The organism is Caballeronia calidae, from assembly GCF_900044055.2.
Taxonomy (GTDB): domain Bacteria; phylum Pseudomonadota; class Gammaproteobacteria; order Burkholderiales; family Burkholderiaceae; genus Caballeronia; species Caballeronia calidae.
In genome coordinates, this window is the sequence record NZ_FCOX02000005.1 from 138932 (window position 1) to 158377 (window position 19446).

The window sequence follows — 19446 nt, forward strand, 5'->3', positions numbered from 1 at the left end:
ATCCGATCATCTGACGAGCGCGAGCACGTCTCTGAAGCGCGGATGCCGGCAACTGCCGAGCCAGCCGAAGATCGTGGTTTCGACGCTCGTGAGACGCGCGCCGTCCTGTTGCGCCCGCGCGAGCGCGACGGCGCGATCTTCGGCGCGGCGCGATGCGGCCGCGTCCGCCACATACTCCACGCGATAGCCGAGCCGCAGCAGGCCGAGCACCGTCAGCAGCACGCACACATGCGCTTCCGCGCCGGCTATCCAGAGCGTCGCGGGCGCGGGCGGCAGCGCGGCGACGAAAGCGGGCGCTAGCGTCGCATCGAAGGTGTGCTTCTCGATCACGGTCGCGGTGCGGATGTCATCGAGCAATGCATCGACGGTGCCGCCGAGCCCGCGCGGATTCTGCTCCGTGACGACCACCGGCACGTCGAGCAGATGCGCCGCGCGAAGCAGCGTGCCGACGCGCCCGGCGAGACGCTCGCCGCCGTCGAGATGCGGCAGCAGCCGCGCCTGCATGTCGACGATGACGAGCACCGTGCTATGCCTCGCTTTCCATGATCCGGTCGATGAGCCGCGCGTTCTCGCCCGCCGAGCCGATGCCCGCGTGCCTCGCCATCGGCACGAAGAAGTGTGTGGCGATCGGCAGCTTCGAGCGTTCGAGCCAGTTCGTCAGGTGCGCGGTGAGGCGCTTTGCCGGCGTCTTCAGTTCGTCGCGCAGCACGCCGGGCAGTTGCTCGAAGTGACGCATGTCCGTCTGATACGGCTCGGGCGCCACGCAAAGCGCGTTGGGCCGGCCATCGACATCGACGGGAAGGCGCTCCAGCGCCTGATGCAGCAGCGCGACGCCCAGGCCCTCGCCGCGCCACGGCTTGCGCACTTCCCACAGGCTGATGTAGATCACGCGATGCGCGTTGAAGACCTCGCACAGCCTTTCCGGGCCGAGCGCCTCGGTGGCCGCGAGCGCGAGCGAGAGCATCTCGCCGGAATAGGTGTCGAGCGTATAGACGAGATCGGCGCTGCTCGTGAGCGGCGGCACCTTGACGAGCTGCAGCCTGACCGCCGCCGCGACGATGTCGCTGCCCGCCTCGTGGAACACGGCGAACGCGGTGCCGAGGCGCTCGTCGTCGACCTGCGGATACTCGTGGCGATAGGTCATCGTGAAGAGAAACGGTCCGATCTTCTCGCGATACGCGAGCGGCCGGTCGACGTCGTAATCGTCGGCGCCGTCGAGGCCATAGGGATCGTAGTCGCGTTTCTCGCGGCGCTCGCCGTTCGATGCCGCGAGTCCCGCGAGCGGCCGCCGCGATTCGGGCACCAGGTCTTCCGGCAAGCCTTCCCAGGTGAGGCGCAAAAACTCCCGTCCGCCGCGATAGTGCGTCTCGAAGAGCGAGAGCACCGGCTCGCCCGCGACCGGATCGAGGATGCGCTGCGCGCATTCGTAGGCGCGGTCGAGGAGCTGATCGGCTTCGGCGGGATCGGGCGAGAGGTGCGGCTCGCTGCCCTGCGGCGCGGCGGGCAAGCCTTTTGCGAGGCGTTGCTTGTGCGCGAGCTCGAGCCATTCGTCGGCGGCGCGTTCGGCGATGAAACCCGCCGCGATGCGATAGCCCGTCAGCACGATCGACTGGCCGGTGCGCCCGAGGGGGAAGGTGTACTCGTCGGACATGGCGTCGTCGACGGTGACGCCGCGGAAGGTCTCGCGCGGCAGGTTCGTGTTCGCCGGCGGATCGAAGCGGTCATGCGACAGCACGTGAGCGACGAGATCGGACGCGGCGGGACCGAACTCCGATCCGGCGCCGGGCAGCAGCTTGAGGAGAGACAAGGTGGTGTTTGGTGTGTTTGTGGTGCCGGCCGTGCTCGATGTGCTCATGAGTGCCATCTCCGATCGTGAAGGGTTATCGTAACAAACCGCGAGGCGGGCGGGCCCGCGTGGCGGCGCATTTACGGGAGAGATCGATGAACGTTCAAAGGGACGATGAGCTGACGACAGCGATTCATGAAGGCGGCTGCGCATGCGGCGCGTTTCGCTTTCGCGCGACGGGAAAACCGATGCGCGTCGGCATGTGCCATTGCATGACGTGCCGGCAAGTGCACGGCTCCGCCTTTGGAGCTTATGCGATTTACGCGCGCGGCGACGTGACGATGAGCGGAAGCCTGTCGACCTGGCGCAGTTCGGACGACGGCCGGCGGCACTTCTGCCCGCTGTGCGGCTCGGTCGCCTATATGGAGTTCACGACGCGCGATGAAGTCGATCTACCCATCGGCGCGTTCGACGAAACCGGTCTCTTCGAGCCGGACTACGAACTGTGGTGCAGGCATCGCGAGCCGTGGCTGCCGCAGGGCGTGCGCCCGGAATACGACAAAGAGCGTCCACATTAGGCGGCGCGATGCCGGGACGCATCCGCATCGGCATATCGGGCTGGCGCTATGCGGGCTGGCGCGGCGTGTTCTATCCGCAGAAGCTCGCGCAGGCCCGCGAGCTCGATTTCGCGTCGCGCGCGGTCCAGACTGTCGAGATCAACGGATCGCACTATTCGCTGCAAAGTGTGGCGAGCTATCGCGCGTGGCATGACGCGACGCCCGCCGACGACGCGCGCCTGATCTCATCGGCGAAACCGCGCCCGCGCGGCGCCCGCGATGTCTTCTGCTACTTCGACAACGACCAGAAAGTGCGGACGCCTTTCGACGCGCGCCGCCTGATGGTGCGCCTCGGACTCGCGCCTTCGGCCGGACAGCAGATCGAGACAGGTCGTTGAAGTCCGGGACACGCTTTGTCCCGCCGGAACTGCATTCTCTTATCAACGGTCCGAGCAATTGCAATCGCGCCCGGAAAATAAGACGATAAGTGGCGTGCGCTGCGGAAACTGAAACACGCGCGCCGGGATGCGCGAGAGCGGCAGGATCGAGAACCTTTGAACTTCAAGGCCAACGAGGAGCATCGATACCATGACGAAGCAACCGGTCAGCGGCAGCGACAAGATTCATCCCGAAGGCGCGAAATGCATCGGCGACTGCGATCCTTCCCAGCAGATCGAAGTGATCGTGATGCTGCGGCGCAAGGACGAAGCGGGCTTCAAACAGATGATGGCGCGCATCGACGAAGGCGAGGCGCCCGCGCAAGCCGTCTCGCGCGAGGAATTCGACAAGCGCTTCACCGCCTCCGACGCAGACATCGAGAAGGTCAAGGCCTTCGCCAAACAATACGGGTTGACGGTCGTGCGCGCCGAAACGGAAACGCGCAGCGTCGTGCTGAAGGGCAGCATCGACCAGTTCCAGAAAGCTTTCGACGTGAAGCTCGAACGCTTTCAACATCACAACATCGGTGAATATCGCGGACGCAGCGGGCCGGTCAACGTGCCCGACGAGATGCACGACGCCGTCACCGCCGTGCTCGGCCTCGACAGCAAGCCGCAGGCGCGTCCGCATTTCCGCTTCCGCCCGCCGTTCAGGCCCGCGCGCGGCGCGACGCCCGCGTCGTTCACGCCGGTCGATCTCGCGCGCCTCTACGATTTCCCCGATGGCGACGGCGCCGGCCAGTGCATCGCGATCATCGAGCTGGGCGGCGGCTATCGCGACAGCGATCTCTCCGCGTATTTCTCGAAGCTCGGCGTGAAGGCGCCGAACGTGGTGGCGATCGGCGTGGACAACGCGAAGAACGCGCCGACGGGCAATCCGAACGGCCCGGACGGCGAAGTGACGCTCGACATCGAGATCGCGGGCGCCATTGCGCCGGGCGCGCGCATCGCCGTGTACTTCGCCCCGAACAGCGACGCCGGTTTCGTCGATGCCGTCAATCGCGCGCTGCACGATGCCGCCAACAAGCCGTCCGTGATTTCGATCAGCTGGGGCGGGCCGGAGTCGATGTGGTCGTCGCAATCGATGAGCGCCTTCAACGACGTGCTGCAAAGCGCGGCCGCGCTCGGCGTGACGGTCTGCGCGGCATCGGGCGACAGCGGCTCGTCCGATGGCGTCGGCGACGGCGCGGATCACGTCGACTTTCCCGCGTCGAGCCCGTACGTGCTCGGCTGCGGCGGCACGAGCCTGGCGGCGTCGGGCACCGGCATCACGAAGGAAGTCGTATGGAACGACGGCGATCAGGGCGGCTCGGGAGGCGGCGGCGTCTCCGGCGAATTCGCGTTGCCGGTCTGGCAGGAGGGGCTGTCGGTCACGCGCAACGGCAGGCAGGCGGCGCTCGCGAAACGCGGCGTGCCCGATGTGGCGGGCGACGCATCGCCGCAAACCGGCTACGAAGTGCTGATCGACGGCGAGGACACGGTCGTCGGCGGCACGAGCGCGGTCGCGCCGCTGTGGGCCGCGCTGATCGCCCGCATCAACGCGCTCAACCAATCGCCGGCGGGCTTCGTCAATCCGAAGCTCTACAAGGCGCAGACGGCGTTGCGCGACATCACGGAGGGCAACAACGGCAGCTTTTCGGCGGCGGCCGGCTGGGACGCGTGCACCGGAATGGGCAGCCCGGACGGCGGGAAGATCGCGGCGCTGCTCAAGCCCGCGAAGCGCTGAAACGAGATTGCAGCAAGGCGTAAGACAGTGAACAACAACCACGACGACGATTCTGGAGCGACGACGATGAACTCCGATCCACTGGCAGCGAGCGACAAACCCGCAAGCGCGGAAGAACCGGCGATGGCGGCCGCCGCGAAGAAAGCGCCGAAGAAGACCACGACGGCGAAGAAAGATCAGCCGTACTTCGATCCGGTCGCGTATGGCAACGGCCCCGACGACTCGGTCGCCGCGACCGAGGCGGACGAGAACGCGGCGATCACGCATCACAGCGTGACGGTCGGCGGCGCGAAGATCGCCTATACGGCGACGGTCGGCCATCTCGTGACGGTCGATCCGAGCAGTTCGAAGCCGGACGCGAAGATGTTCTATGTCGCGTTCACGAAGGACGGCGCGAAGGAGGAAACACGGCCGCTCACGTTCTTCTATAACGGCGGGCCGGGCTCGTCGTCGGTGTTCGTGCTGCTCGGCTCGTTCGCGCCGCGCCGCATCAAGACGGCGATGCCGAGCTTCACGCCGCCCGCGCCGTATCAGATGGAAGACAACCCGGACAGCCTGCTCGACCGCAGCGATCTGATCTTCATCAATCCGGTCGGCACGGGCTATTCGGCTGCTATCGCGCCCAACAAGAACCGCGATTTCTGGGGTGTCGATCAGGACGCGGGCTCGATCGCGCAGTTCATCAAGCGCTATCTGACGAAGAACAACCGCTGGAATTCGCCGAAGTTCCTGTTCGGCGAGTCGTACGGCACGGCGCGCAGCTGCGTGCTGGCGTACAAGCTGCACGAGGATGGCATCGACCTGAACGGTGTGACGCTGCAATCGTCCATTCTGGATTACCGTCAGGCGGGCAATCCGGTCGGCGCACTGCCGACGGCCGCCGCGGACGCGTGGTATCACAAGAAGCTCGGCGTGCATCCGACGCCGACCAGTCTGCTGAACTTTGCGGAGGAAGTTGCGGAATTTTCGCGCACGGATTATCTGAATGCGCTGCGCAAGTTTCCGCAGACCGACGATGAAGTCGTCGAGAAGCTGTCCGAGTACACGGGCATCGACAAGGCGACGCTGCTTGCGTGGAGTCTCGATATCGCGGCTTACGACAGCCGGGGCAACTCGCTGTTCCTGACGACGCTGCTGAAGTCGAAGGGCGAATCGCTCGGTTCTTACGATGGCCGCGTGACGGCGATCTCGACGGGCATCGCGGGCAAGATCGACCCGAACTCGGGCGGCAACGATCCGACGATGACCGCGGTGAGCGGCGTCTATACGACGATGTGGAACAGCTATCTGAACGAGCAGTTGAAGTTCACGTCGACTTCTTCGTTCACCGATCTGAACGATCAGGCGTTCCTCAACTGGGACTTCAAGCATACGGACCCGACGGGCGCACAGAAGGGCGTCGATTCGAAGGGCAACATCATCCTCTACACGGCGGGCGATCTCGCCGCGGTGATGGCGTTGAACGTGGATCTGAAGGTGCTTGCCGCGAACGGGATGTATGACTTCGTGACGCCGTTCTATCAGACGGTCATCGATTTGCAGCAGATGCCGCTGATCGACAAGACCGTGCGGCAGAATCTGTCGGCGACGTTCTATCCGTCGGGGCACATGGTGTATCTCGACGGCGGGTCGAGGACGCAGCTCAAGGCGGATCTCGCCAAGATGTACGACGAGGCTACGGCAAATCATGCGGCTATGAGCCGGATCATTACTTTGCAGAAGACTACTGCGGTGAAGTTGGGGGCTTTATCGCCGGTGGATGGCGCCTGACGGCGTTTGGGTCTCTTTTGCGGCTTTTTGCAGCGCGGGTGTGGTTTGCTCGCGCTTTATTTCTTCGCCGGATCCCGTGTTCGTGTCGGTCTATTTGTGTTGCCCCTGGGCAGGGCCGTAGTCGCCTGGGTTTATGCTCGGGTGCGGGCGTGCGTGAAATCCTGTTTTCGCGTCGGTCTATTAGCTCTGCCCCTGTGCGGGGCGGCAGTCACTTTCTTTGCTGCTGCAAAGAAAGTAACCAAAGAAACAGCTATCCCCAGCCTAAGCACTTCAGGCCGGCCGCGGCACAGAAGATGGCACGTGGTCCAGCAGTAGCGAGTGCCCTCATAGGCCTAACCGGGCTTGGACCGCGCACGGTCTGACAAGCTAGTTGTTAAAAGGCGCTGGTTCAGCACCAAATAGCTCCGGCACAGCGCTACGCGCTGCCGAGGGGTATGCAAGGGAAACCAACGAACCACCGATGCAGTGAGATGGATGCGTAAGTAAAGAAGCACACGCATCCCCGATGGACCGGTCGGCCGCGAAGCGGGCCGGAGCTATTTGGCGCCTTACCGGTCAGTTAAGTGGTGCGATGTGGCAGACCGTGCGCGATCCAAGCCCGGGGAGTTTTGTGAGGGCACTCGCTACTGCCGGACCACGAGAGTGCTTCTGTGCCGGGGCCGGTGTGAAGTACTTTGGATGGGGATAGCTGTTTCTTTGGTTACTTTCTTTGCAGCAGCAAAGAAAGTGACTGCCGCCCCGCACAGGGGCAACGCTAATAGACCGACACGAAAACGGGATCCGGCGAAAAAACTGCGCAAAAAGAACCACCCCCCGAGTGGGAACATCAATTGCGGCAGTGAGCGCAAAACCTCACCCCAACCGGAGTTCCCCTCAAAATGGCAACAAAAAAGCAGCAACCCGCGACCGGCGTCGCCCGCACCCCTTCGCAGAGCAATACCAACAAGAAAACCGAAGCCCTCGAAACCTTCCGCACCGACGCCACCAATCAAGCCCTCACGACCAATCAGGGCGTCAAGATTGCCGATAACCAGAACACCCTGCGCGCCGGCGAACGCGGCCCGTCGCTGCTCGAAGACTTCATCATGCGTGAAAAAATCACGCACTTCGACCACGAACGCATTCCTGAACGCATCGTCCACGCGCGCGGCTCGGCGGCGCACGGCGTCTTCAAGGTCTACGAATCGCAAGCCGATCTGACCAAGGCCGCGTTCCTGCAAGACCCGTCGAAGGAAACACCCGTCTACGTGCGCTTCTCGACCGTGCAAGGCTCGCGCGGCTCCGCCGATACCGTGCGCGACGTGCGCGGCTTCGCCGTCAAGTTCTATACCGAGGAAGGCAACTTCGATCTCGTCGGCAACAACATGCCCGTGTTCTTCATCCAGGACGCGATCAAGTTCCCCGACTTCGTCCACGCCGTGAAGCCCGAGCCGCACAACGAAATGCCGCAAGGCGCCTCCGCGCACGATACCTTCTGGGACTTCGTCTCGCTCGTGCCGGAATCCGCGCACATGGTGCTCTGGACCATGTCCGACCGCGCGATTCCCCGCAGCCTGCGCACGATGGAAGGCTTCGGCATCCATACGTTCCGCTTCATCAACGCACAAGGCAAAGGCCGCTTCGTCAAGTTCCACTGGCGGCCGACCATCGGTTCGGCGTCGTTGCTGTGGGACGAAGCGCAGAAACTCGCGGGCAAGGACTCGGACTTCCATCGACGGGATTTGTGGGAAGCGATCGACAACGGCGACTATCCCGAATGGGAGCTCGGCGTGCAGATCGTCGAGGAAGAGGATGAGCACAAGTTCGACTTCGATCTGCTCGACCCCACCAAGATCATTCCCGAAGAGCTCGTGCCGCTCAAGATGATCGGCAAGCTCACGTTGAATCGCAATCCCGACAACTTCTTCGCGGAGACGGAGCAGGTCGCGTTCTGTCCGGGGCATATCGTGCCGGGCATCGACTTCACCAACGATCCGCTCCTGCAAGGGCGTCTCTTCTCCTACACCGATACGCAGATCAGCCGCCTCGGCGGCCCGAATTTCCACGAAATCCCGATCAACCGTCCGCTCGCGCCGCTGCACAACGGCCAGCGCGACGCGATGCATCGCCAGACGATCGACAAGGGGCAGGCGTCCTACGAGCCGAATTCCATCGACGGCGGCTGGCCGAAGGAAACCGATCCGGCCGCGTCGGGCGGCGGCTTCGAGAGCTACACGCAGCGCGTCGAAGGCTCGAAGATCCGCGTGCGCAGCCCGTCGTTCCAGGATCACTACTCGCAGGCCACGCTCTTCTGGAACAGCATGACCGATCCGGAAAAGGATCACATCGTCGGCGCGTATTCGTTCGAGTTGAGCAAGGTGGAGCGCAAGACCATCCGCGAGCGCCAGCTGGGCATCCTCGCGAATATCGACGAAACCCTCGCCGCCCGCGTCGCCGCGAATCTCGGCCTGCCCGCGCCGAAGAAGAGCGCGGGCGCGGACGAGCTCGGCAAGTCGTCGGTGCAGGAATCGCCGGCGTTGTCGATCGTCGCGAAGACGAAGCCCTCGATCAGGACGCGCAAGGTCGCGATCCTCGCCGCGCAGGGCGCCGATGCCGCCAGCATCAAGGCCGTGCAGGACGCCCTCAAGGCCGAAGGCGCGCACGCGAAGGTCATCTCGCCGACGCTCGGCTCGCCCGCGCAAGGCGTCGAGGCCGATGCGACCATTCTCGGCATGCCGTCGATCATGTTCGACGGCGTGATCGTCGCGGGCGGCAAGGACAGCGCGAAGATGCTGTCCGAATCCGGCGACGCGCGTCACTTCGTGCTCGAGGCGTTCAAGCACCTGAAGGCGATCGGCGCCATCGGCGAGGGCGAGGACGTGCTCGCGGCCGCGCATCTGCCGAACGGCGAGGAAGGCGTCGCGGTCGGCAGCGACGTCAAGCAGGTGATGAAGGCGTTCATCGAAGCGATGAGCAAGCATCGCGTGTGGTCGCGCGCGCAAAAGGCCGAGTCGGTGCCGGCCTGATCCTCAGGGCCGCGCGCGTCGTTTCGCGTTTCGCAACGATAGGCCACCACGTCGCGCCCGGCCATATATACGGACTCCAGCCTTTTTGAGAAACTAGCCGCACGCTATACGGGGAGTGCGGCTTGTTCAATCGTGCGAGACATCCTGGCAACGCCGCGCCGTTCGGGCTGGCGCGATGGCGCGCGTGGTCGGCGCGCTTCGCCGTCATCCTGACATGCGTGCTTTGCGCGACGGCGGCGCACGCGCAAGGGCGCATCGTGATCGGCGCGGTCGCGGGCACGACGCCGCCGCTCGACATGGCCTATGAAAGCGGCCGGCGCATGCCGGAGCCGCGCGGCATCTCGGTCGATTATGCGCAGGCCGTCGCCGCCGCGCTCGATGCCGAAGCGCACTGGCGCCTCTATCCGACCCGCGCCGCGCTGATCGCGGCGCTCGTCCACGGCGATATCGACATGGCCACGGGCGCGACCGGCGAGGACAGCGGCGGCGCGCTCGACTACAGCCGTCCGTATCTGCCGATCAAGCAGGTCTTCGTCGAGCCGCTCGAGAAACGCGCGCCGACGCACCGGCTCGCCTATGTCGATGCACAGACCTCGCCGGCGCGCCTGAAGTCCGCGTATCCGTCGATGCAGCCGGCCGCCCATGCCGATCTGATCGGCGCGTTGCTCGCCGTATCGCTCGGCGATGCCGACGCCTTCGTCGGCGACATGACCGCGGCCGCGTACACGATCACGCATTTCGATTTGCCGAATCTGACCATCACCGGCGTCGCGGCCTTCGACGAAGACGGGTACCGCTTCGCGTTCGCGCCGAACCGGCCGGACGCGCTCGCGCTGCGCAAGCGGGTGGACGATGCGCTCGCCGCGCTGCCGCCGGCATTCATGCTCGTCGAGCACGCGCGCTGGAATCCGGGCGCGTCCGCGGTCACGCTGGAGAAGCCGATCGAGCTCACCGACGAAGAGCGCGCATGGGTCCGCGCGCATCCCGTGGTGCGCTATTCGATGCTCGCGCAGGGCGCGCCGCTGACGTTCCGCGATTCGCGCGGCCGGCCGGCGGGCGCCGCGGTCGATCTTCTCGATGCGATCGCGCGCGTCACCGGCTTGCGCTTCGAGGCCCGCGTGCGCGATACGGCGGAGCAGTTGAAGGCCGACCTGCAAAGCGGCGCGTCGGCGATTCTGCCGTACGGCGCGGGCGATGCGTCGGCGATGCCCGGCGGCGTCGCGACCGTGCCGACCGGCACAGGCATTCTGGCGATCGTCACCGCGGCCGGTCAGCCGCCGCTGCGCGATGCCGCCGCGCTCGCGGGCAAGCGCATCGCGCTGCCGAACGCTTCCCTGCTGCACGATCTCCTGGCAAAGCACGCGCCGGGCGCGCGGTTCGTCCCCACGCGTGCGTTCGAAGGGCAGTTCCGCGCCGTGGCAAAGGGCGAGGCCGACGCGACCGTCGCGGATCTGGCCCTCGCGAACTACGCGGTCGGCAATCCCTATCGCGGCGAGCTCGTGCTGAGCGGCGTGCTGTCGACGCAGCCGGTGCCGCGCGGTCTCATCGTCGCGACGAATGAGCCGGTGCTGCGCGGCATCGTCGATCGCGCGATCGCCAGTCTGCCGCCTCCGGAACTCGAGGCGATCCGCGCGCGCTGGAAGCTCTCCGAACATCCCGAGATGCTGTGGGAGCGCCGCCGTCCGCAGGTCGAGTTCGGCGCATTGCTCGGCGCCGCGTTCCTGCTCGTGCTCGCGGGCTGGGCGCTGACGCTGCGCGTGCAGATCGCGCGCCGGATCGCCGCCGAGAACGCGATGCGCGCCGCGAAGGAAGAGGCCGAAACGGCGAATCGCGCGAAATCGACCTTCCTCGCGACGATGAGCCATGAAATCCGCACGCCGATGAACGCCGTGCTCGGCCTGCTCGAAATCGAACTGCGCGCGCCCGGCGAGCGCGCCGCGACCGAGCGCGCACTCTCGACCGCGCACCGCGCCGCGCGCGATCTGCTCGGCATGATCGACGATCTGCTCGATGTCGCGAAGATCGAGGCCGAGCGGCTCGTGCTCGCGCCGGCGCCGCTGGACGTCGATGCGTGGATCGCGGGCGTCGCGGCCATCTACGAGCCCGCCGCGCGCGCGAAAGGCGTCGCGCTCGTCGTGAAGCGTCTGTCCGATGGCGCCCCGGCCTGGATCCTCGCCGATGCCCAGCGCCTGCGGCAGGTCGTCGGTAATCTGCTGTCGAACGCGATCAAGTTCACCGATGTCGGCGCGGTCACGCTGGAGTACGGCGTCGCGCCGCCGCACGAGGGCCGGCGCGCGGTGACGCTCGCGGTGTCGGATACGGGCATCGGCATCGCGCCGGACAAGCAGGCCATGCTCTTCACACCCTTCGTGCAGGCGCACGACGGCCGCGCGCGCAGCGTCGGCGGCACCGGACTCGGCCTCACCATCAGCAAGCGGCTCGTCACGATGATGGGCGGCGCGATCGAGTTGTCGAGCGAGCCCGGGCGCGGCACGCGCTTCACAGTGCGGATCGATTTTCCGGTCGCGGATGCCGTCGCGCCGCCCGCCGATGCGCGGCCCGCGACGGCGAGCGCGGCCGCCGGATCGCTCGCGGGCCTCTCCGTGCTCGTCGTCGACGATCATCCGGCCAACCGCATCGTGCTCGACGGCCAGATCCGGCTGCTCGGCGGCACGGCGCAACTGGCCGTCGACGGCAAGAGCGCGCTCGCGCGCTGGCGGGCCGGGCCGCGCGCGTTCGACGTCATCGTCACCGACTGCTCGATGCCCGAAATGAGCGGCGAGGAGCTGGCGCGCGCGATCCGGGACGAGGAAGCGCGGGACGCGCCGAACGATCCGGCGAAGCGCGCCGTGCCGATCGTCGGCCTGACCGCGAACGCGCAGCCGGGGGCGGCGGCGCGGGCGGTCGCGTCGGGCATGACCGCGTGTCTCGTGAAGCCGCTCGGTCTCGACGATCTGCGCGACGCGTTGCTCGCCGCCACGCGTGACCGGGACGTGTCCGGCCGTGCGCCGCCGTCGCCGCCGCGCGCGCGGCCGGCCGAAGCCGAAGCGCCGGTGTTCGACCGCGCGCTGCTTGCCGGTTTCGGCGACCAGGCCGGCGCGCTCGTCGTCACGTTGAAGACTGCCAACGCGCAAGATCTCACCGATGCGCACACCGCGTTCGACGACTGCGATCACGCGCGCCTGCGCGACATCGCGCATCGCATGAAGGGCGCGGCGGCCGTGATCGGCGCGGCGCCGTTCGTGCGCGCGTGCGTCGCGTTGCAGCGCGACTGCGAGCGCGCGATCGACGAGGACCGCAACGGCGAGGACGACGCCCGCATCGCGGCATCGTTCGCGGCATTCGTCGCGGCGGGACAGGCGCTCGATGCCGCCCTCGACGCGGCGCTCGCGGGCGGCGTCGCGTGATGCGCTTTCCCATCCGATGCGTCGTCATGACGCGCTTCGACATTCGCGATCAAGCTTCCCGTGCAACGCGCGTTTCGTGTGTTTTAATTGAACCTCCGATCATCTCGATAACATGCGGCGATCGCGGCCGCGATGGATGGCGCATAGAGGAATGAATCGAAGGGACAACGGGTTCATCGAGGAATCGAAGCCGGGCGCGCTCTGCACCGGCCGGACCGCGCGCGCGGTGCTGGCATGCTGCTGCGCGATGTTCGCGTTCATGCCGGGCACGTCGCGCGCGCAACGCGCCGAATGGCTCGATGCGCGCGTCACGCAGACGACCATCGTCGATACGATCTGTGTGCCGGGCTACGTGGATCGCGTGCTGCCGTCCTTCGAAATCCAGATGCGCCAGAAAGAGCGTCTCTTGAAGCAGCGCAGCATCGACGCATCGTTCGCGGCGGAATACGCGCTCGATCACCGCATGCCGGTGCTGCTCGGCGGCTCGCCCAACTCGCCCGCGAATCTCGATTTGCGCCGCTGGGAAGGCAGCGCGGGACAGCGCCGCAAGGAGCGGCTCGCGGTCTATCTGAAGCGCTGCGTCTGCACGGGCGATATCACCCTCAAAGACGCGCAGACGGCGATGTCGGGCGACTGGCCCAACCGGTATCCGAACCTTTCCAGCATGACGTGCAGCGGCTTCTGACGATTGGTTCCGCGCATCCGTCCGATTTAGAACATCTATTGAAAAAGGCGGAATGTCGCGGCACGCGCGCGGTCTACGGGATTAGTATGGAGCTATCTCGAAATTGGCCGTGGAGTTGCCATGATGTTCGCTTATGTGTCCCTGTTCGTTGTCGGCACGCTCGCGGCGCGCATGATGGCGAAGTCGCGCCATGAGCGCGTGCGCGTGCGCGCAGGAAGGTGACGAAGATGAACCTGCTCGTCTGGAATCTTCCCCAACGCTGCGCCGCGCGCGACGTGCGGCGTTTTCTCGAACACGAGCTCGGCGGCTTTGCGAGCGATATCGAGGTCCACGGCGCGGGCACCGCCGACGCCTACGCGACCGCGAAGCTCGCCACCGATGTGCCTTACATCGGCGAGGCCATCGCGCAACGGCTGTGCCATCAGCGCTTTCGCGACTTGCCCTTGCGCGCCCGCGCCTCGGCTTCCGGCGACGCGTCCACCCGCCTGCATTGACGCATCGACCGCGCGTGCCTCGTCGCGCGCGCCGGAATGAACTTTGCTGAGCCTGCCCTGACGAACGTTATGTAGCGGCGAAGCCGGTGCCTCGTGCGCACCGGCTTTTTTGTCGATGCGCGCCGCGGCTTCGCGCATGCGCCGCTCGAATCGGCCGATCCGGTGGATCGTCCGCTGTCCGAAGGCAAAGGGGATCATTCGAATCGATGCAGCAGGCAGGCAAGAACAAGACGAACAAGACGAACAAGACGCCGTTCGGCGCAAGGTTTCTCGTGAGCGCGGCGGCTGGCGCGCTTCTTTCGATTGCGATTGCAACAGCGGCGCACGCGCAGCAGGCGGCGTCGGGTGCATCGGGCGCATCGGGAACGGTGGCGCAGGGCAGCGTGACTGCGCGGCCCGTCGCGCCTCTGGCGCCCCGCACGCCCATTCCGCCGATGCCGCAGAGCGCCAGCATTCCGCAGGGCGCGAGCGCACCCGCGCGCGCGCTTCCCGCGATGCCCGTGCCGATGCCCGCGCGACCGTCATCGGAGGCTGCGGGTGCGTCGGCGGCTTCGGAGGCTTCCGCCGCCTCGGCGGCGAGTGCGGCATCGGCTGCGAGTGCTGCGAGTGCGGCATCGGAAGCGCAGGCGCCCGAGGTGCCCTTGCCACCGGAGCCACCGGAGCCGAACCTCGCGCAGCGCACCGGCATGCCGCCGACGGGCGCCTACGCGATGCGGCAGACCTACGCGAAGGAGGTTGACAGGCGGCTGACGGTGCCCGTCGCGGATCAGCAGGCCTATGGCCGCCTGTTGCAACACGTGCTCGAAGAAGACGGCCGCGGCGATCTCGCCAACGAGTTCGTCGTGCTGGTCGATCGCAGCGCGAACGTCCAGGCGATCTTCGTCTACTTCCGTGCGAAGGCGGGCGATGCGTGGTCGATGATCGGCGCGTCGCCGGTCTCGACGGGCCGTCCCGGCACCTTCGATCACTTCGTCACGCCGCTCGGCGTGTTCCAGCACGTGCCGGGCAACATGGACTTTCGCGCCGAGGGCACGTTGAACGAGTTCAACATCCGCGGCTACGGCGCGCGCGACATGCGCATCTACGATTTCGGCTGGGCCGACGGCGAGCGCGGCTGGGGCAAGGGCGGCAAATCGCCGATGCGCTTCCAGATGCACGCCACCGATCCCGAGAAGCTCGAGCCGCTGCTCGGTATGCGGCATTCGAAGGGCTGTGTGCGCATTCCGTCGACGCTCAATACGTTCTTCGATCACCACGGCATCATCGATGCGCAATACGAGGCGCGCGTCGCCGAAGGCCAGTCGATGTGGGTCCTGAAGTCCACGCGCAAGACGACGCCGTGGGCGGGACATTACGTCGTCGTCGTCGATACGGGCAGGAAGACGCGGCCCGCGTGGTCGCCGGGTCCGGGCAAGGCGGTGCGCGCGCACATTCCGGCGGGCGCGGAGACGGCCGACTGAGTTTCCGTCGACGCGCTGCTTTGCGCGCCTTCTATTTCGCGCGCGCGAGCAGCACGCCCGCGAGCGCGACCGCAAAGCCCGCGAGTTGCACCCCGTCGAGCGTCTCGCCGAATGCGACATAGCTTTCGAGCGCGGCAAGCGGCGGCGCGAGAAAGAGCAGGGCGGTCGCGCGCGATGCATCGCCACGGCGGACCATCCACACGAGCAGCGTGGTCGCGACGCCCGAAAGCATCACGATGCCCCATGCGAGCGCGAGCCACGTCGTCGTCGATGCAATGAAGCGATGCTCGTCGAGCGCGAGCACGAGTATCAGCGCGACGATGGCCGCGCCCGCGTTCTGCAGCGCGCTGGCGCTGCGGATATCGGCATGCGCGAGCGAGGTCTTCTGATAGAGCGTGCCCGCCGTGATCGCGACGACGGCCAGCACCGCGATCGTCACGACGAGCCATTGCGGCGCGTGTCCGTTCGACGCGTGATCGATATGCGCGCCGCTCGCGGCGATCTTCGGCGCGAGCACGAGCGCCACGCCGACGAGGCCCAGCACGAACCCGCTCCAAGCGCGCGGCGAGAGCCGTTCCCCGAAGAGCCGCGCGGCGACGGCGGCGGTCAGAAGCGGCTGGAGCGCGCCGAGCAGCGCCATGATGCCCGCGCCGAGCCCTTGCGCGACCGCCCAGTAGCCCGCGCCGAGATAGACGCCTTGCAGGAGCGCGCCGGCGAACAGATGCCGGCCGATGTCGCGGCCCCTGGGCCAGGGCGTGCGCATGACGGCGGCGATCGCGAAAAACAGCAGCGCCGTGCCGGCAAAGCGCGCGAGCAGATACAGATTCGGATCGACGTAGGGCGTGATCGCCCGCGCGACGATGAAGCCTGTCGACCAGAGGAACACGAAGACGGGCGCGGCGAGAATCGAAACCATGTGACGCATGTGGCGAGAGGAGATGCCGCAGTATCGGTCCGATGACGTGCGTGCGTCTTGTCTATCCGTGCACTCGCCGGCAAGGGCGCGTCATTCGATGGTGAAGGTGTCGAGTGGCTGATTCGCACGGGCATCGCTCGCGAAGCGTCGCGATAGTTGCGCATGCAAGCGCTTTGCTTCGTCGAGTGTGAGATCGATCCAGTACGGATCGCCCGCGGCGTCGTTCAGACGTTCGGGGGGAAACTGAATTTCGATCACCACGCCTTTCTTGTACATCGGATGCCTTTTTCGAAGATCGAGCGGAGCGAGAGAGTCTAGCGGACGCGCGCATGTCGATTGCGCACGCTGCGGAAAGAATACGTTGCGCGATATGGCTTGACGCGTTGCGCCTGCCAAGGAAATGCCACATAAGGCCGCTAAACTCCACACGCCGCCTCGCTTCCATTTTCCTTTATCGAACGATGCTCGCCGAACAACGTTACCAGTACATTCTTTCCGAGCTGGACAAGCATGGCGCGCTGGCGATGGCCGATCTCGTGCGCGCGTTGTCGGTGTCGCGCGAGACTGTGCGGCGCGATCTGAACACGCTCGCCGAACGCGGCCTCGTGACGACGACGCATGGCGGCGCGTTGTCGGTCGATCGGCGCGAGCCGCATGTCGATGTGCGCGAAGCGGAGAACGCGGCGGCGAAGCACGCGATCGGTGTGCGCGCGGCGGCGTTCGTGCCGGATGGGGCGTCGCTCATCATCGATTCGGGGAGCACGACGCAGGCGGTGGCGCGCGCGCTTGCGGAGCGGCATCGGCTGACGGTCTATACCAATGACTGGCGTATTGCGACGCTGCTTGCGCGGCGCAACGGCAATCGCGTGAATGTGCTTGGCGGTGAGATCGCCGATCTCGAAGACGCGACGTTCGGGCTGGATACGATCCAGCAGCTTGCGCAGTATCACGCGGATTTTGCTTTCATCGGAGCGGGAGGGATTACGGTCGATGGGCATCTCACCGATTACTCGCGGCTCGCCGCCGAAGTGCGCGGAAGGATGATTGCTTCTGCGGGTTGTGCTGTCGTTGTTGCCGATCGGTCGAAGTTTGGGTTGGTCACGCCGGTGAGGATTCGAGGGCTCGAGTTGGTGCGGTATCTTGTTACCGAGGCTGCGCCTGATAAGGCTATTCGGCGGGTTATTGCTTCTCGTGGGGTGGAGGTGGTTGTGGCTTAGTTCTTTGCTTGCGGTTTTTTTTGGGGTTTGCTTGGGCTTCTATGGACTTCCCGATTTCGTGTCGGTCTATTAGCGTTGCCCCTGTGCGGGGCGGCAGTCGCCTGGTTTATTCCCCCGTGCGATCCTGAATTCGCGTCGGTCTATTAGCGTTGCCCCTATGCGGGGCGGCAGTCACTTTCTTTGCTGCTGCAAAGAAAGTAACCAAAGAAAGCAGCTTTCCCCAGCCTAAGCACTTCAGGCCGGCCGCGGCACAGAACTTCGCAAGTGGTCAGGCAGTAGCGAGTGCCCTCATAGGCCTAACCGGGCTTGGATCGCGCACGGTCTGTCTCATCGCGCCGCTTGACTAACTGGTAAGGCGCCAAATAGCTCCGGCCCGCTTCGCGGCCGACCGGTCAATCGGGGCTGCGCGCGCTTCTTTGCTAATCCTTTCATCTCACCGCATTTGCCTTCCGTCGGTTTCCCTTGCATACCCTTCGGCAGCGCGTAGCGCTGTGCCGGAGCTATCTGCTGCTGAACCAGCACCCTCAAGGTTCTAGCTTGTCAGACCGTGCGCGATCCAAGCCCGGGGAGTTTTGTGAGGGCACTCGCTACTGCCGGACCACGAGAGTGCTTCTGTGCCGGGGCCGGTGTGAAGTACTTTGGATGGGGATAGCTGTTTCTTTGGTTACTTTCTTTGCAGCAGCAAAGAAAGTGACTGCCGCCCCGCACAGGGGCAGTGCAAATAGACCGACACGAAAACGGGAAGTCCACAGATTCGCAAGCAAACCAAAAAAAAGCCCAACACATTTGGCGAAATGTGCCGATACGTGGCGAACCGTGGCGCCTTCACGTCGATGTCACAGATCTCTGCAATCCTTCGGTTCGGAAGGCCGCACCCGACCATCCACCACTCCAAAAAACGAGAACCCACCATGACCCGCGATTTCCGCCTCGCGCGCAACGTGCTGCCGGCGTTCGCCGCCGCTGTCACGATCCTTGCCGCGATGCCCGCCCACGCCGCCGATGCCGTCGTCCTCTACACCGCCGACGGCCTCGAGAATCTCTACAAGGACGTGCTTCCCGCATTCGAAAAGAAAGAAGGGGTGAAGGTCAACATCGTCACGGCGGGCAGCGGCGAAGTGGTGAACCGCGCGACCGTCGAAAAGGATTCGCCCAAAGCCGATGTGCTGGTCACGTTGCCGCCGTTCATTCAGCAAGCGCAGCAAGGCGGCCTCCTGCAGCCATATCAGAGCGTGAACTACAAGAACGTGCCCGCGATCGCGAAAGCGCAGGACGGCGCATGGGGCACGTTCGTGAACAACTACTTCTCGTTCGCGATCAACCCGGAAGTCACGAAGACAGCGCCGAAAACCTTCGCCGATCTGCTGCATCCGAACTACGCGGGCAAGATCGCCTATTCGAATCCGGCTACGGCCGGCGACGGCATGGCCGTCATCATCCTCACCTCCGCGCTGATGGGCGAGGACAAAGCCTTCGAATACCTCAAGTCACTCGAGCAAAGCGCGAAGTTCCACACCAAGGGCACGGGCTATCTCGACGTGCTGCTCTCGCGTAACGAAATCGCCTTCGCAAACGGCGACCTGCAAATGGACCTCGACGACGCCGCGAACGGCGGCCTCTCGATCAAGCCGCTCTTCCTCTCGCACAAGGCCGGCGAAGCGCCGACCACGTTCCAGTTGCCCTATGCAATCGGCCTCATCAAGGGCGGGCCGAATCAGGCGGCGGGGAAGAAGCTGATCGACTATCTGATGTCGTCCGATGTGCAGGCGAAAGTGCCCGATATCTACGGCATCCCGGGCCGCACCGACGTGCCGCTCGCCGGCAAGAACGGCGATGCAGTGAAGCACGCCATCTCGGGCGTGAAGCTGATTCCCGTCGACTGGAACGTAGTCATGCAGAAGAAGGCGGGCTGGACCGAGCGCTGGAAGACCGAAGTGATCGGCAACTCGGGCAAGCAGACCGAAGTCCTCAAGCCGAAGTCGTAAC

14 protein-coding genes and 1 pseudogene are annotated in these 19446 nt (G+C 65.5%); 11 read left to right on the forward strand and 4 right to left on the reverse strand.

Going from position 1 to position 19446, the window contains the following annotated elements; translation table 11 throughout:
• Positions 1-6: 6 nt before the first annotated feature.
• Complete coding sequence (locus AWB78_RS07445; protein ID WP_062603752.1) at positions 7-522, reverse strand: isochorismatase family protein; 516 nt, start codon at positions 520-522, stop codon at positions 7-9.
• A 4-nt stretch (positions 523-526) separates the two neighbouring features.
• Positions 527-1855, reverse strand: a complete 1329-nt coding sequence (locus AWB78_RS07450; protein WP_062603999.1) for a hypothetical protein — start codon at positions 1853-1855, stop codon at positions 527-529.
• A gap of 86 nt (positions 1856-1941) precedes the next feature.
• Between AWB78_RS07450 and AWB78_RS07455 the strand changes: the two genes are divergently transcribed.
• The 9 genes and pseudogenes from AWB78_RS07455 to AWB78_RS07495 all read left to right on the forward strand — a co-directional run bounded on the left by AWB78_RS07455 (position 1942) and on the right by AWB78_RS07495 (position 15327).
• Positions 1942-2364, forward strand: a complete 423-nt coding sequence (locus AWB78_RS07455; RefSeq protein ID WP_062603754.1) for a GFA family protein — start codon at positions 1942-1944, stop codon at positions 2362-2364.
• Between the two features lie 8 nt (positions 2365-2372).
• Positions 2373-2567, forward strand: a pseudogene (locus AWB78_RS48235) (DUF72 domain-containing protein); the annotation flags it as partial.
• Between the two features lie 364 nt (positions 2568-2931).
• The gene (locus tag AWB78_RS07465) at positions 2932-4506 is read left to right on the forward strand and encodes a S53 family peptidase (protein ID WP_062603758.1); all 1575 of its coding nucleotides are present in this window, start codon (positions 2932-2934) and stop codon (positions 4504-4506) included.
• Between the two features lie 123 nt (positions 4507-4629).
• Positions 4630-6276, forward strand: coding sequence for a S10 family peptidase (locus tag AWB78_RS07470; RefSeq protein WP_062604001.1), 1647 nt, complete (start codon positions 4630-4632; stop codon positions 6274-6276).
• An 878-nt stretch (positions 6277-7154) separates the two neighbouring features.
• A complete protein-coding gene (gene katE / locus AWB78_RS07475; protein WP_062603760.1) occupies positions 7155-9281 on the forward strand; it encodes a catalase HPII in 2127 nt (708 codons plus the stop codon).
• Between the two features lie 122 nt (positions 9282-9403).
• Entirely contained in the window at positions 9404-12688 is a 3285-nt protein-coding gene (locus AWB78_RS07480) for an ATP-binding protein (RefSeq protein ID WP_082883257.1), read from the forward strand.
• A gap of 151 nt (positions 12689-12839) precedes the next feature.
• Entirely contained in the window at positions 12840-13373 is a 534-nt protein-coding gene (locus AWB78_RS07485; protein ID WP_062603762.1) for a hypothetical protein, read from the forward strand.
• Positions 13374-13600: 227 nt separating this feature from the next.
• Complete coding sequence (locus AWB78_RS07490) at positions 13601-13867, forward strand: hypothetical protein (RefSeq protein WP_062604004.1); 267 nt, start codon at positions 13601-13603, stop codon at positions 13865-13867.
• 206 nt (positions 13868-14073) lie between these two features.
• The gene (locus AWB78_RS07495; protein WP_062603764.1) at positions 14074-15327 is read left to right on the forward strand and encodes a L,D-transpeptidase; all 1254 of its coding nucleotides are present in this window, start codon (positions 14074-14076) and stop codon (positions 15325-15327) included.
• Positions 15328-15358: 31 nt separating this feature from the next.
• On the opposite strand, the gene AWB78_RS07500 is transcribed toward AWB78_RS07495, so the two are convergent.
• Positions 15359-16243 carry a DMT family transporter gene (locus AWB78_RS07500; protein WP_062603766.1) on the reverse strand — a complete coding sequence of 295 codons (885 nt, stop codon included), beginning with the start codon at positions 16241-16243 and terminating at the stop codon, positions 15359-15361.
• A gap of 90 nt (positions 16244-16333) precedes the next feature.
• Entirely contained in the window at positions 16334-16519 is a 186-nt protein-coding gene (locus AWB78_RS07505; protein WP_062603768.1) for a hypothetical protein, read from the reverse strand.
• A 185-nt stretch (positions 16520-16704) separates the two neighbouring features.
• Here AWB78_RS07505 and AWB78_RS07510 point away from each other — a divergent pair, with 185 nt between their 5' ends.
• Positions 16705-17460: a DeoR/GlpR family DNA-binding transcription regulator gene (locus tag AWB78_RS07510; RefSeq protein WP_062603770.1), complete on the forward strand. Its 756-nt coding sequence runs from the start codon at positions 16705-16707 to the stop codon at positions 17458-17460.
• 911 nt (positions 17461-18371) lie between these two features.
• Entirely contained in the window at positions 18372-19445 is a 1074-nt protein-coding gene (gene phnS, locus AWB78_RS07515; RefSeq protein WP_062603772.1) for a 2-aminoethylphosphonate ABC transporter substrate-binding protein, read from the forward strand.
• The last annotated feature ends 1 nt before the right edge of the window (position 19446 follow it).

Coding starts and splice junctions, on each gene's coding strand:
- AWB78_RS07505 (WP_062603768.1), bottom strand. CDS start 16,519: ATGTACAAGAAAGGCGTGGTGATCGAAATTCAGTTTCCCCCCGAACGT.
- AWB78_RS07470 (WP_062604001.1), top strand. CDS start 4,630: ATGGCGGCCGCCGCGAAGAAAGCGCCGAAGAAGACCACGACGGCGAAG.
- AWB78_RS07500 (WP_062603766.1), bottom strand. CDS start 16,243: ATGGTTTCGATTCTCGCCGCGCCCGTCTTCGTGTTCCTCTGGTCGACA.
- AWB78_RS07490 (WP_062604004.1), top strand. CDS start 13,601: ATGAACCTGCTCGTCTGGAATCTTCCCCAACGCTGCGCCGCGCGCGAC.
- AWB78_RS07510 (WP_062603770.1), top strand. CDS start 16,705: ATGCTCGCCGAACAACGTTACCAGTACATTCTTTCCGAGCTGGACAAG.
- AWB78_RS07485 (WP_062603762.1), top strand. CDS start 12,840: ATGAATCGAAGGGACAACGGGTTCATCGAGGAATCGAAGCCGGGCGCG.
- AWB78_RS07455 (WP_062603754.1), top strand. CDS start 1,942: ATGAACGTTCAAAGGGACGATGAGCTGACGACAGCGATTCATGAAGGC.
- katE (WP_062603760.1), top strand. CDS start 7,155: ATGGCAACAAAAAAGCAGCAACCCGCGACCGGCGTCGCCCGCACCCCT.
- AWB78_RS07450 (WP_062603999.1), bottom strand. CDS start 1,855: ATGAGCACATCGAGCACGGCCGGCACCACAAACACACCAAACACCACC.
- AWB78_RS07465 (WP_062603758.1), top strand. CDS start 2,932: ATGACGAAGCAACCGGTCAGCGGCAGCGACAAGATTCATCCCGAAGGC.
- AWB78_RS07495 (WP_062603764.1), top strand. CDS start 14,074: ATGCAGCAGGCAGGCAAGAACAAGACGAACAAGACGAACAAGACGCCG.
- phnS (WP_062603772.1), top strand. CDS start 18,372: ATGACCCGCGATTTCCGCCTCGCGCGCAACGTGCTGCCGGCGTTCGCC.